Genomic DNA, 13,679 nt, shown 5'->3' with positions numbered 1-13,679 from the left:
GCCAAATCGCGTGTCCTTTAAAAACTTTCCCCTAACTTGTAGGACAAGCTTCTCCGGTATTCCGGAGAGCTTGTGTCTCAGTACCGCAGAGGAACAATCTGCCCAGAATACAGCCACTCATCCGCAGATTGAACCAATCCGGCGCGCACCGGATTCTGATAAACGTATTCCCATTTTTCTGAATAGCTCGTCGCGCTTCGCACCATGTGATCAAAAAATCCGGGCTACCAGTGCGGCAGAGAATGTCCGCTTTCTTTAAGAGCAACCGACAGTGTCTTTTTCAAGAATCCAACAGTGGCACCCAGTTTGTATTGGGGAGCAAGCCGAACGAAAAAGTGAATATGATCCGGCATGACCACATACTGACCGATTGCGATTCCGCAGCCGGAATGTTCCTTGCCAAATGCAACAAACCGGTTGTGTACAGCATCGGCGGCCAATACAGGCTTGCGTTCAAAGGTTCCGATTGTGATGAAGAACAGCGGTGAGTCGTATTTCTGAAACGGCTTCAATCGCGGCGGGTGTTTGGAAATCCGATCCATACATCAACCTACACACGCTCCCCTAGCGGGGAAGCGCGTCCTACAATTCCAATTTATTCTTTTTCATCGAGTTCTTCATCAACAGCCATGCGATAGATTGAAGAAAGTTCGTCGGCGCCGCGCACACAGACGTGCAGGTCGCGCAGCAGTCCGTTGTCCAGACCGTAAACCCAGCCGTGAACCGCCAGTTCCTGTCCGCGCCGCCAGACATCTTGCACAATCGTGGTGTGGCAGACGTTGGAAACCTGCTCAATCACGTTCAGCTCGCAGAGTTTATCACTGCGGCGCTTCTTGTCCGTGATGCGGTCGAGCGTCAGTTCATACTTCTGGTAAATGTCGCGAATGTGCCGCAGCCAGTTATCCACCAAGCCCTGCGGACGGTTGTCCATCGCGCCTTCCACGCCGCCGCAACCGTAGTGTCCGCAAACGATGATGTGTTTCACCTTCAGAAAATCGACGGCGTACTGAATGACGGAGAGGCAATTCATGTCGGTATGAATCACCATGTTGGCGATGTTGCGGTGTACAAATACTTCGCCAGGCGCCAGACCGATGATTTCGTTGGCTGGCACACGGCTGTCGGAACAACCGATCCAAAGATATTGCGGCGCCTGCTGGTTCGAGAGTTTTTTAAAAAACTCCGGATCTTTTTCGACAATGCTCCGCGCCCAGTTCCGGTTGTTTTCAAACAGTTCGTTCAATATGCGCATTTTTCTACAAAGCTCCTTATGACTGATTGCATCTGAGGCATCGCGGCATCCGCTGTACGAAGGACATCTTCGCCGCTCAATTTTTCGTCGCCGAGTCCCGCCGCCCAGTTACAGATACAACTAAGTCCGGCAACTTTCAATCCGAGTGCGTTGGCGAAAATCGCTTCCGGCACAGTGGACATACCGACGGCATCGGCGCCGAGCGCGCGGAAGGCGCGGATTTCAGCTGGTGTTTCAAAGTTCGGCCCAGCGGTCGCGATATAAATACCGGAAGCGTCCGCGCCGGAGTCCATCAGCGCCCGACGCAAATCGTGACCGTAAACAGACGTCTGATCAGGAAAGCGCTCGCCGAACGCCAAGTTGTGCGGGCCGGCGAGCGGACTGCCGCCGAGCAGATTAATATGATCCTCAATCGCCATCAGCGTGCCGGGCCGCAGGTCTTCGCGAATTCCGCCGGAAGCGTTCGTCAACAAAACCGTCTGCGCACCAAACTGCTTCAGAATCCAGACCGGCAGAACGACCGGTGTCCAGCCCTCGCCTTCATAAACATGGCGGCGACCCTGAAAAATAAAAATTTCTATTCCGTCTAGTTCCGCATAGAGCAGTTTCCCGGTGTGGCCTGGCGCGCCGGGCCTCCCAAGGTTTGGAATTTTGTCGTACGGCAGCTCGTCTTTGATCTGAAATCCGCTGACGGCTTCGCCCCAGCCGGAGCCGAGCACGATGCCAAGCCGCGGCTCCGCCTGCGGCCACGCTTTTTTGACGGCCAAAGCGGCCTCATTCATTACCAATTGATTGATTGCCTGCATGATTACTTGGTGTCAGCTTGAGGAAACCACGCCTTAAACTCTTTCCTCATGGCTTTTAGTGCTTCGGCGTGGGCGGGATCGTCCGCGAACTGCTTTGTCTCGTAGGGATCTTTCTGCAAATCCATCAGCTGCTCCTGAACAGCGCCCTTGTCGTAGCGGATATACTTGTAAGGCCCGCTGACCACCATTCGCCCGATCTGACTTTCTACACCGAGACTTTTCCGCCACTCAACCGAAGCCTTGCCTTCAATAAGATTCCGCAGGCTCCGGCCCCGATCATCCGTCTGGGCGTTTTCGATTCCGGCGTAATCCAGAATGGTCGGCAGGAGATCAAGTCCGTTGGATATCAGATGCGTGGTGTCAACCTGTCCGGCCGGTACAACGCCCTTATACATGACCAGAAAGGGAATGCGCGCCGACTCTTCATAAAGAGAGCTCTTATGCTCCAAACGGTGAGACGCATCGTGATCGCCGTGGTCGCTGGAGAAAATAATCAGGGTGTTGTCTTCCTGACCGCTAGCCTTCAGTGCATCCAGAATCGGCTGGATCTGCCGGTCTGCCACCTCTGTAAGACGGTGGTAGGCCCAGCGGTGCAAGCGCCAGTCCCGATCCGTATAATTCTGCCGGGCAAGAAGTCTGAACTTTTCGTCTTTAACCATCCCCTTGATTGCTTCCGGCTCGTCCTGCTGAGGTGCATAGTTGGGCGGAAGCGGCGGGCAGTATTTGCCGAAGAACTCGTCGTCAGTGACACCTTCCGGAATTGTTATCGCATCTTTGAGCTTCTTCGGTACGCCCGGCCCGGCCTTTTTTTCCTTAACCACAACTTGATCACGCGTTGCATAGCGGACGTCTTTAATTGCAAAAAAACAGATGTCGTGGGGATTTATGAACGAAGCAATCAGACAGTATGGTTTGTCGTGGGCGCGCTTGATATAGTCAACACAAGCTTGGGAAAGCTCTTCCGTCGCACTGGCGGTCAGCATTTCAAAGCCCGTTCGTTCAGGGGTCATAAGATCCGGCAGATGGACTTTCCCTCCGTACGCCAGATCATACCCGGCCTTCTTTAACTGGTTTCCGAGAAATGTCTTTTTCACTTTCTCATCTATCTTTGAGATACGAAGGCTGTCGTCATTTTCCAGCGCCGACCCAGACGGCGCGACAAAGGCTGTAGGAAACCGTCCGGTCATCATACTGATTCGGGCGGGAACGCAGACCGGATTGGCTGTGTAGGCGCGTTCGAAACGGATTCCGTTCTGAGCGATGTAATCCATGGCCGGAGTTTTGAGCCATTGGTTTCCGGCGCAGCTCATCATCGTGGCGCTTTGCTGATCCGTAAAAATATAAATGATATTGGGGCGTTTACTTTCCGCCGCGTTACCTTCCGCCGTCAGAAATAAAGATCCAAACCCCGCCATGATGCTGCCAATCAACTCGCGCCGCGATTTTACATTCATTGTTCCGCTTTTCCCTGTCCCTCTTCCCCGTTATCTATCGGACTGAAATAGTCGCAAACTGGAAGTGAAAAAATAAATCCCAGCAACAGCCCGTTTGAAATCGCGGTCAGCAGTGCCGCACTAAGCATGACGACAAGACCCCGATCCTTCAGGGAAAAGACCGCGCTGATCACCGTGAACAAAAGAGAAAAAGCAAACAGGGCCGAAAGCATTGTCTGAGCGACCAGCCAAGCCAGCCGGGAGCGTTGGATGAATCCGCGGAATACCGCCACCGCCAGCAGGAGGTAACAGAAAAGCTGCATGATATTAAAAACCAGATGAACCGGACGAACTAAACCAGCCAACAGAAGATACTGCACCACCATCACCACAAGGATAGCCCCTAAAAGGCTGTGAAGATATTTCGGCATAATTTTCCAGTTCCGCTTCATACAATTCACCCTCCGGTTCGTCTCGAATATCAGCACAGGCCTTTGTCCTGCACAGCCAAAGCATACCGCGAGATTATCGCGCCATCATTTATTTGGCAAGACGGGCCGCTTTCATTATGCTCGCCCCCTATTTTTTGATCGGAGACAGAACTATGCCAACCAAATGCTATCTTGCAATCGACCTCGGAGCCTCCAGCGGACGCGTACTCGCCGGCCTTTTTGAAAACGAAAAACTGGAACTGAAAGAGATGCACCGTTTCTGGAACGGCGCCATTGAGAAAGAAGACGGGCTGCACTGGGACATCGACCAGCTCTTCACCGAAATTAAAACCGGATTGAAAAACGGCTTTGCAGCCTACGGCAGCGCGGTTCAGGCTATCGGTGTGGATACCTGGGGCGTGGACTACGGTCTGCTTGATGCAAACGGAAAACTGGTTAACACACCTTTCCAGTATCGCGACGCCCGTACCGACGGCATGATGGAGAAGGTTTTTAAGACCGTCCCGAAAGCGGAAGTCTATAACCGCACCGGCTTGCAGTTCATGTTCTTCAACACCCTCTATCAGCTTTCCGCCGAGCTCAGCCGCCCGGACTTCAAGAAAGCGGAACAGATGCTGTTCATGCCCGACCTGCTCAACTACTGGCTGACCGGCAAGGCGGCCACGGAATACACGATTGCCTCCACCAGCCAGCTGCTCGACGCCAAAAAACGCGACTGGGATTTTGATCTGATCGAAAAGCTGGGCCTGCCGAAAAAAATCTTTGGAAAGATTGTTCCGCCGGGAACCGTTCTCGGATCGCTGACCGCAGAGCTTCAGAAAGAACTGGGCGGCAACGCACAGGTGATTGCCGTCGGCGGCCACGATACCGCCTCAGCCGTCGCGGCCGCTCCGCTTGCAAATAAAGACTGCGCCTATCTCAGCTCCGGCACATGGTCGCTCATGGGACTCGAAGAATCGAACCCGATCATCACAGCGGAGAGCGCGAAATACGATGTCACCAACGAAGGCGGCGTCTGCAATACCATCCGTTTTCTCAAAAACATCGGCGGACTCTGGCTATTGCAGGAATGCCGCCGCAACTGGATGGAACAGGGTGAAGAACTCGACTTCATACAGATTGCCGAGCTGGCCATGGCCGCTGAACCGTTCGTCGCATTCATTAATCCGGACGCCCCGGAATTCGCCAAGCCTTGCGACATGCCCGCCGCGATTCAGGCGTTCTGTAAAAAGACCGGCCAGCGCGTGCCGCAGACCAAAGGGGAAATTGCCCGCACCGCCTATGAAAGTCTCGCCATGCGTTACCGTTCCGTTTTCCAGACTCTGGAAAAACTGCACGGACGGCGGCTGGAAAAACTGCATATTGTCGGCGGCGGATGTCAGAACAAAGTTCTCAACCAGTTCTCTGCCGATGCACTTAACCGCCCGATCGTCGCCGGACCGATCGAAGCGACGGCCATCGGAAATATTCTGATGCAGATGATTGCCAAAGGCGACGTCGGCGGACTCGCCGAAGGACGCGCCATGATCAGCGAATCGTTCGCTGCCAGAGTCATTCTGCCGGAAGACACCGCCGCGTGGGACAAAGCATTCGAGCGCTTTACCGCGATTGTCTAATTATCGGCGTATCCGTTCGGATGCGCCTTGTGCCAATTCCATGCGCTTTCAACGATAGAGCGCAGGTCGGCATATTCCGGTTTCCAGCCGAGGACGGTTTTGGCCTTGGCGGAGTTGGAAATCAGGCGGGTACAATCGCCGACGCGGCGCGGCTGAAGCTCCGCCGGAATCGAATGTCCGGTAACAGCGCGGGAAACTTCAATGACTTCTTTAACGGAATAACCATCGCCGTTGCCGAGATTGAATGCACCAGTGATGCCGAGCTTGAGCGCAAGAATATGAGCCTGTGCCAGATCGCGGATGTGAATGTAGTCGCGGATACAGGTTCCGTCCGGCGTGTCGTAGTCGTCACCGAAGATAAAAATTTTCTGCCGCTTACCGAGCGGAACTTGCAGAATCAGCGGAATCAGGTGGCTTTCCGGCGCGTGGTCTTCGCCGTATTTAGCGGTGGCGCCGCAGGCGTTGAAGTAGCGCAGGAAAACGCACTCGACACCGTGAATCTGCTGCGCCCACTGGAAGATTTTTTCACAAAGCAGTTTGGATTCGCCGTAAACGCTCTCCGGCTTCTGCGGCAGCGATTCGTCCATCGGAACCCGCTCCGGCGTGCCGTAGGTGGCGCAGGTCGAGGAGAAGATCAGCTTTTTGCAGTCCGCCGCAACCATGGCCTTCATCAGGTTCAGTGAGCCAACGACGTTGTTTTCGAAAAACGGTAGTGGATTGACCATGGATTCGCCGACTTCGATGTAAGCAGCGAAGTGAATAACGGCTTCCGGCTTCACTTTTTTCAGCGCGGCTTCAATGACTTCCGGCCGGCGCAGGTCGCCCTGAATAAATTTGGCGCGCGGATCAATCGCGGCGCGATGCCCGCGTTCCAGATTGTCAAACACGGTAACATCGTGCCCTGCATCGCAAAGCATCTCGGTGGTGACACTGCCGATATATCCGGCACCGCCGGCAACTAAAACATTCATGCCTTCTCCTGTTGGACTTCAAAGCGGTGAAAGATAGCGTCCAAAGAACCCCTCCGCCAATTAAAATCCCCGCCCAGAGACTGAAAAACGCCGGTGATATGCCCTGTTTTTTTGAATGCCTTTTTCAGGCGAGTCCCTATACTCGGCTCCGAGAAGAGCGTTATTGAGCGGCAAAGAAATCATGAACACACACAAAACCGGCTTTTGGACATTAGACGCCGCCCCGGGGCGCAAGCGTTACTGGATTATATATGCCACAGCGTTCCTGCTGCTGCTCGTCGGCATTCTGGCCGCCAAAGAGGCGGGACTGCAGACGGATTTGAATATGCGCCGTGAAGCAGCCGGTCAGATCCGCCGCATCGCCGAAGCGATTCCGGCAGATCTCGTCCGCAAACTTTCTTTCAGCGCGGAGGATGTTGACCGCCCAGAGTTCCAGCGGCTGCGCGATCAGATCAAAGCCTATGCCGAGGCGTCCGGCATCCGCAGTCTCTACACCATGGCTCTGCGTGACGGCCAACTGGTATTCGGGCCGGAAAACTTTGAACCGGGCCATCCGCAAGCCTCGCCGCCCGGAACGGTTTATCTGACTCCCACAAAAAAGGATTTCGGGATTTTCGAAACCGGCGGCGCCACCGTTCAGGGTCCGGCCCGCGACGAATACGGAGACTTTGTCACGGCGACAGCTTCTGTCATTGACCCTCGTGGCGGTGAAGTGCTGATGACGGTCGGAATCGACATCGAAGCGGCGGTCTGGCAGGCCGAAATCCGTAAAGCGCAATGGGTTCCTTTTCTGACCGCAATGGCTCCGCTGCTGATGCTGGCACTTGGGTTTGCCGCATTAAAAGTCCGCACACGCCTCTCCGCCGCGAACCATCGGCGCTTCCGCCACATCGAAGCGTTCACCTGCGCCATCATCATGCTGCTGCTGACGGGAACCGTGGCGCGGCTGCTTCATGTTGCGGACAAAAAATCGCAAGAAGAAAATTTCTACTCCCAGGCGCAAATCAAAGCGGAAATTTACACGACCTTGTTTAAAAACATCTCTCACGACCTGAACATGCTGGTCTGTTTTTTTGAGTCCAGCGATTACATCAGCCGTCAGGATTTCCGAACCTACTGCGGACCGCTCATCGATAAAAACCCTATCCGGGCCTGCTTCTGGTTTCCGGAAGTTTCCGCCACCGATGCCGCCGGCTTCACCGCGCGCGTTCGCTCGGACGATCTGCCGGAATTTTCCATTTGGCAGTTTAATGAGCAGAACGCCCGGATTCCGGCGCAAGGCACAGTGCTCTATCCGGAGGTTTACATTGAACCGCTGGCCGGACACGAAAAAGCTCTGGGATATGACCTCTACTCTGAACCGGTCCGCAGAGCCGCCATCGCCGACGCACTGCGCACCGATCGGGCAACGGCTACCGACCCGGTCACTCTGATTGCGGAGAACGATCATCCAACCGGCCTTTTTATTCTTCAGCCGGTTCACGCCAAACAGGGTCTCGGTATGGCCGGGTTTTCTGTAAGCCCAAAGGCTCTGCTGGAATCCCACGCCGGAGGTTCAGGCAGCGAAATCTCCGGGCTCTCGGTCAGTCTGGTTGAATTGCGCGCCGGACGCCCGCCGCTCTGGCTCGCCTGCTCACGGAAAGATTGTTACGAGTGCGAAACAACCTTACGAACCGGGCTTTATTCCAGCACACCGGTTTTCGCCTTCGGCAAAACCTACGATCTGCTGATTACCCCGGAGAAGCAGTGGCTGGAGGCGCACCCCCTGCACGCCGGACAGACCGCGCTGTTCACCGGACTCATTCTGACGCTGCTGCTGACGACGCTGGTCGCCATCTTATCCAACCGTCCATTCTTACTCGAACAGCTTATCCAGCGGCGCACGGCGGAACTTCTCCGTCTTTCCACGGCGATTAATCAGTCGCCGGAAGCCGTCGTCATCACCGGCACCGACGGCACGATCCAATATGCCAATCCGGCTTTTGAACGCATAACCGGATATTCCCTTGAGGAGGCGATCGGGAAAAACATGCGGCTGATCAAAAGCGGACAGCACGATGCCGGCTTTTATTCCAGCCTCTGGAAAACCATTACGGCCGGAAATATCTGGTATGGCCGGTTTACCAATAAGAAGAAAAACGGCGAACTCTACACCGAGGAAGCTTCCATTTCGCCGGTACGCGACCCGTCCGGAGAAATCGGCGGATATGTCGCCGTTAAGCGGGACATCACCGGCGAACTGGCCAGAGAAGAAAAGTTTCAGCAGAGCCAGAAGATGGAAGCAATCGGCCAGCTCGCCGGGGGCGTCGCGCACGACTTCAACAATATCCTTCAGGCCATTCTCGGATTCTGTGAAATTCTGCAGACCCGAATGAAAACCGACACCGTCGAACACCGGAACGTGAACGAAATTCATAAAGCCGCACTCCGGGCCGCCGAACTGACCCGTCAACTGCTGGCCTTCAGCCGCAAACAGCCGGTGGATAAAAAACTGTTCAACCTCAACAGCGCCGTTCGTGATGCGGAGGTGCTGCTCGATATGCTGCTGGGCGAAAAAACCCGGTGCGTCTTTGATCTTGCCCCGGATTTACAACCGGTTCATGCCGACCAGGGGCAGATCACACAAATCATCATGAATCTGGCCATCAATGCGCGGGACGCCATGCCCGCAGGCGGACGCCTGAGCATTGCAACCGAAAACATCGCTTTCGATTCGCAGGCCGCCGCCGGGATACCTGAAGCGGAAGCAGGAACCTTTGCCTGTCTGTCCGTCACCGACACCGGCACCGGCATGAGTCAGGAAGTGAAAAATCATCTGTTTGAACCGTTCTTCACAACCAAAGAAGTTGGTAAAGGCACCGGACTCGGTCTGGCGGTGGTGTACGGAATCGTTAAACAGAGCAACGGCTGGATTCACGTTTACAGTGAGGAAGGGCACGGAACGACGGTCAAAATCTATCTGCCCGCATCCCGGCCGGCTGAAACGGCTCCGGTTCGCCACGGACAGGCAAATCAGGAGCGGATTCTACTGGTGGATGACGATACGGATGCCCGCAATCTGGTTCTCCGCATCCTGACTCCGGCGGGATACGAAGTGGCCGCCGCCGCTTCCGCAGAAGAAGCGTTACAGCTTTTCGAACAGGACGGCCCCGGTTTTGACCTGCTCTTCAGCGACGTCGTCCTGCCCGGAAAAAACGGTGTCGAACTGGCCGATATAATCCGTGAAAAAAATCCCGGAATCCCAGTACTGCTCTACAGCGGCTACAGAGATCCATACGAACGCTGGAGCGATCTGGATCGCAAAGGGTACCGCTTTTTACAAAAACCGTTCGGCGTAACCAGTCTGATCGCGGCGGTCCACGACACATTGGCAGAACGAACCGGCTGAAAGGAATAAACCATGGCCCATATTCTGGTGATCGAAGATGACGAATCGGTGTGCCGGCTTTTCGGGCAGTTTCTCGAAGGCGAAGGCTTCACCGTATCTCAGGCGTCGAACGGAAAGGAAGGGCTTGCTCTGCTCAAACAGCAGAAGCCCGATCTGGTCATCACCGACATCATGATGCCCGAAATGGACGGGCTGGAAGTGATCCGGAATCTGCGGCATCAGCATGCCGGTCTACCGGTGATCGCCATTTCCGGCGGCATGAAAACGGCCTCGGTTAATTTTCTGCCGCATGCAAAAAAATTCGGCGCAGACTGCGTGTTTGAAAAACCGGTTTCGCTGACCGCTCTGCTGGCCGTCGTCAGGAAACTGCTCAGCAAGCCGGACTAGGGCGTGTTAACACGATTGAGATGTCGGTATAGCCGGAACTCAGGCGAAGCCGTGGATCCGGCTATTAGCGCTAAGAAGCCGGATCTACGGGCGAATACGCCCTAAGTTCCGGCTTTACCTTTTGTGGTGCTTAAATCGTTACATGCTCTAACTATCTTTGGCGGTTTCCGGCTTTTCAAAATAGATCGCCCCCTCTTTCGGGCAGACCGTGATTTTAAAATTCTTCAGCAACTGCGCACCGATCCGCAATCCGCCGGGAGACGAAGACGCCGCCGGAGACGAAAAACCAAGGCCTGGATCAAGCTGAACGGAGGAAACGGCCTGCGCGCCAGCTGTCGCCACTTCAAAATCGCCCGCCGGATCAATCAGAATAATCTCCGGCTTGCCATCCACCAGACCGCGCACCGCACAGACTCCGGCATGCTTAACCAGCGGAACTCTGGCGATTAACAGCGACGGTTCCGGAACATAAGCCGCTTCGACCGTCGAAATAACCGTCCGCTTCCCGGCGTAGTCTAAATGAATCTGGCCGAAATTTTTGAGCAGATCCCAGCCAAGTACTCCCTTGAGCTCCGGCTCCTCAATGCCGCGCGCCAGCGTTCCGATCGGCCCGTTCGCCATACGCACATAAACCAGCGGACGTTCAACATGAAGCTGCTTAAACCGCATAACGGGCACTGTTGAAAGACAGCCGGCAAATTCCTCGCCGGGCATTTTGACCAGCTGAGCCGTGCGTTCGTTGAGCGGGATCGCGCCGAGTTCCTGCGCCAGATCAAATTCCAGCCAGCCGGCTGCTGCTGTGAAATCAAAAAGAACCGGAGAGTCCAAGCCAAAATTCCCGCGCAGCATCACCACCGGACGGAGCGGTTCCTTCGCTTTCATCGGAAGTTCTGCGATCTGGTTCGGATGCAGACGGCAGCCGTCGCGATATTCGATTCCTCCGCCGGGTGTCTGGTAAATATTAAAACCGTAAATGCGCGGATCGCGCACTTTCGCCATGTAGGCCGACTGTTCTTTCCACTTCACCGGCTCCGGCGGTTTCGGTTCGGTAGTCTTGCATCCTGCCGCCAGTAAAACAGCAGACGCCGCCAGAATCATCGCAGTTGTTTTCATCGGGGTTCCTTTTGTTCCGCCGAGGGGCGGCGGCCATCGAGTGTATCAAGCAGGTAGTAGATATCATGACTGTCATCGGAAATCGAACAAATCAGCAATCCCTCGGCAATCGAGAAACGAACCCGCACCCACGGCGGCAGTGACGGATCGCTGTACTGCCAGATCGGCCAAGAGCCGTACGAACGAATCGGCTTAACACCTTCCGGCGGAGAAAACCTCAACTTCCAGTGCAGAAAAACGGCGCGCGGCCCGACGGCGCTGACCGCAATCCATGTATCGCGCCGGTCGCGTCCGCCGAGCGGAACCGCAGCCAACGTCAGGGGACTTTTTTCCAGCGTTTGGGAAAAGCGGCCCGCCGCCTTCCAGCCGTTTGAATCGTGAAGCTGTTTTAGAACGGATAGATCGGGCATCGCACTGCGGTAGATAATCTGAGCGTGCGCCGGAACCGGCTTGAGCGTCTGCAACGCCGCCGGAGGCATATAAAAAATCCATCCGGCCACAGAAAGCGCCAGCAGAAGCGTCAGCGCACCAATCGTCCAGCGGCGCATCATGCCTGCACCGTTCCTCTAAACTCTGCAACCGAACCAATGCCTTTGGCCGCCATCCACTTCTCCATTCCGTCCATCACGCGGACGGCGGTGGACGGATCGGAGAAACTGGCCGTGCCGACGGCGACGGCTGTTGCCCCGGCGATGATAAATTCGAGCGCGTCTTCAGGCGTATAGATGCCGCCCATTCCAATGATTGGAATTTTGATGGCTTTGGCGGCTTCCCAAACCAATTTGATGGCTATCGGTTTAATCGCCGGACCGGAAAGTCCGCCGGTACGGTTGGCGAGTTCCGGTTTGCGCGTTTCGATATTAATCGCCATCGCCGGATAGGAATTCATGATGGAGACCGCATCGGCACCGCACTCTTCGGCGGCGCGGGCAAACGCTTTGATGTCGGCAACATTCGGCGCCAGTTTGATGATGAGCGGTTTCTGCGTCTTGGCGCGCACAGCGTCCACGACGGTGCGGAAAAGATTTACGTCGGTTCCGTAAAGCGCCCCGCCCTCTTTGACGTTCGGGCAGGAAACATTCACTTCGAGCGCATTGATCCGCGACTGTTCGTTAAAGATCTCGGTGACACCAGCGTAGTCTTCGACCGTTTTTCCCCAGATATTGACGATGAGCGGAACCCGGTAATCGTCGAAGAACGGTAGATATTTTTTGATGAATCCCTGTGCGCCGGGGCCCGGCAGGCCGATCGCATTGAGCATGCCGCCAGCGGTTTCAAAGGTGCGCGGCGTGGAATTGCCGACATGCGGTTCAGTACAAATGCCTTTCACCGTGATCGCACCGAGGCGATCAAGATCAACGAGGTCGGCGTATTCCGGGCCGTAGCCGAACGTTCCGGAAGCCACCGTCACCGGATTTTTCATTTCCAGTGCGCCGATTTTTACGCGCATGTCGGGTTTTTTATTCATCCCAAAGAATCTCCCGTGCTTTGAAGACCGGGCCGGTTTTGCAACAGCGCGCCCATTCCCATCCGTCGGCGGTTTTGCGTTTGATAACACAGGTGAGACAGGCGCCGACACCACAGGCCATGTTGCGATCCATGGAAAGCCACGCGGTGATGTTTTTCTTAACAGCACGATCACCGACAGCTTTGAGCATGGCGTTCGGTCCGCAGGCAAAAATCTCCAGAGTTTGGGTGTCTTTTTGTTCCTCAATCCATGGATCGAGCGCAGCGGTGACGAGACCTTTTTGCCCAAGCGATCCGTCGTCGGTGGTAACTCGTACGTCCCAGCCGAGCGCCTTGAATTCATCGACACAAAGAATGTCTATCGCGCTGCGTCCGCCAAAAAAGGCAACCCCTTTAACCGGAAGTTTGGCCGCTTGCAAATAGAGCGCGGCGTTGCCGTACCCGCCCGCCACCAGCACCGGTGTTTTCGAGCTTTGCCCGATGATTGGAAACCCGTTGCCGAGAGGGCCGATCAGATTGATCTCTTCGCCTTCCAGCACAAGACACATTGCGGCGGTGCCCTTGCCGACGGATTTATAAAGGATCGAAAGGCTTTCAGCGTCCGCTTTAAAAACGCTGAACGGGCGGCGCAAAACAGCGCCGGAGAGGCGCGGTACACGCAGATGAACGAACTGCCCCGGCTTCACAAGCGGGCCGATGGCCGGAGCAGAAAGTTTAATCAGGCGGTATTCGCCCTGAAAGATGCGATGTTCAATTACGGTGGTGTTTTCCTGTATCATCGGGCGGAGATTGTG

At 55.3% G+C, this 13,679-nt stretch carries 13 protein-coding genes; 3 read left to right on the top strand and 10 right to left on the bottom strand.

The features are described 5' to 3' along the window. Nucleotides 1-224: 224 nt before the first annotated feature. The 5 genes from HOO88_01235 to HOO88_01215 are packed head-to-tail and all read right to left on the bottom strand — an operon-like array spanning nucleotide 225 to nucleotide 3,943. The gene (locus HOO88_01235) at nucleotides 225-542 is read right to left on the bottom strand and encodes a hypothetical protein (protein ID NOU35390.1); all 318 of its coding nucleotides are present in this window, start codon (nucleotides 540-542) and stop codon (nucleotides 225-227) included. 53 nt (nucleotides 543-595) lie between these two features. Continuing rightward, entirely contained in the window at nucleotides 596-1,252 is a 657-nt protein-coding gene (gene can, locus HOO88_01230; protein ID NOU35389.1) for a carbonate dehydratase, read from the bottom strand. Beyond that, nucleotides 1,240-2,058 carry a purine-nucleoside phosphorylase gene (locus tag HOO88_01225; protein NOU35388.1) on the bottom strand — a complete coding sequence of 273 codons (819 nt, stop codon included), beginning with the start codon at nucleotides 2,056-2,058 and terminating at the stop codon, nucleotides 1,240-1,242. Before HOO88_01225 ends, can begins: the two co-directional genes overlap by 13 nt. Nucleotides 2,059-2,060: 2 nt before the next feature. Continuing rightward, a complete protein-coding gene (locus HOO88_01220; protein ID NOU35387.1) occupies nucleotides 2,061-3,512 on the bottom strand; it encodes a sulfatase-like hydrolase/transferase in 1,452 nt (483 codons plus the stop codon). After that, entirely contained in the window at nucleotides 3,509-3,943 is a 435-nt protein-coding gene (locus HOO88_01215) for a hypothetical protein (protein ID NOU35386.1), read from the bottom strand. Before HOO88_01215 ends, HOO88_01220 begins: the two co-directional genes overlap by 4 nt. 152 nt (nucleotides 3,944-4,095) lie before the next feature. Here HOO88_01215 and rhaB point away from each other — a divergent pair, with 152 nt between their 5' ends. After that, entirely contained in the window at nucleotides 4,096-5,559 is a 1,464-nt protein-coding gene (gene rhaB, locus HOO88_01210) for a rhamnulokinase (protein ID NOU35385.1), read from the top strand. Here the strand turns inward: rhaB and galE are convergent. Beyond that, a complete protein-coding gene (gene galE / locus HOO88_01205) occupies nucleotides 5,556-6,530 on the bottom strand; it encodes a UDP-glucose 4-epimerase GalE (protein NOU35384.1) in 975 nt (324 codons plus the stop codon). The genes rhaB and galE overlap by 4 nt on opposite strands. 181 nt (nucleotides 6,531-6,711) lie before the next feature. On the opposite strand from galE, the gene HOO88_01200 reads away from it, so the two are divergent. Further along, nucleotides 6,712-9,918: a PAS domain S-box protein gene (locus HOO88_01200; protein NOU35383.1), complete on the top strand. Its 3,207-nt coding sequence runs from the start codon at nucleotides 6,712-6,714 to the stop codon at nucleotides 9,916-9,918. A gap of 12 nt (nucleotides 9,919-9,930) precedes the next feature. Further along, entirely contained in the window at nucleotides 9,931-10,305 is a 375-nt protein-coding gene (locus HOO88_01195) for a response regulator (GenBank protein ID NOU35382.1), read from the top strand. A gap of 147 nt (nucleotides 10,306-10,452) precedes the next feature. Here the strand turns inward: HOO88_01195 and HOO88_01190 are convergent, their stop codons facing one another. From HOO88_01190 to HOO88_01175, 4 genes are read right to left on the bottom strand one after another with little or no spacing between them, the layout of a single operon-like run. Further along, complete coding sequence (locus HOO88_01190) at nucleotides 10,453-11,418, bottom strand: hypothetical protein (GenBank protein NOU35381.1); 966 nt, start codon at nucleotides 11,416-11,418, stop codon at nucleotides 10,453-10,455. Beyond that, nucleotides 11,415-11,969 (bottom strand): hypothetical protein, encoded by a 555-nt coding sequence (locus tag HOO88_01185; GenBank protein NOU35380.1) that lies wholly within the window; start codon nucleotides 11,967-11,969, stop codon nucleotides 11,415-11,417. The genes HOO88_01190 and HOO88_01185 overlap by 4 nt, the downstream gene beginning before the upstream one ends. Then, nucleotides 11,966-12,886 carry a dihydroorotate dehydrogenase gene (locus HOO88_01180; protein NOU35379.1) on the bottom strand — a complete coding sequence of 307 codons (921 nt, stop codon included), beginning with the start codon at nucleotides 12,884-12,886 and terminating at the stop codon, nucleotides 11,966-11,968. Before HOO88_01180 ends, HOO88_01185 begins: the two co-directional genes overlap by 4 nt. Beyond that, complete coding sequence (locus HOO88_01175) at nucleotides 12,879-13,664, bottom strand: dihydroorotate dehydrogenase electron transfer subunit (protein ID NOU35378.1); 786 nt, start codon at nucleotides 13,662-13,664, stop codon at nucleotides 12,879-12,881. The genes HOO88_01180 and HOO88_01175 overlap by 8 nt, the downstream gene beginning before the upstream one ends. Nucleotides 13,665-13,679 lie beyond the last annotated feature (15 nt).

It is taken from the genome of Kiritimatiellaceae bacterium, assembly GCA_013141415.1.
GTDB lineage: Bacteria > Verrucomicrobiota > Kiritimatiellia > Kiritimatiellales > Tichowtungiaceae > Tichowtungia.
The sequence above is the reverse complement of the archived record's forward strand: the minus strand, read 5'-3'. Positions and strand labels throughout refer to the sequence as shown.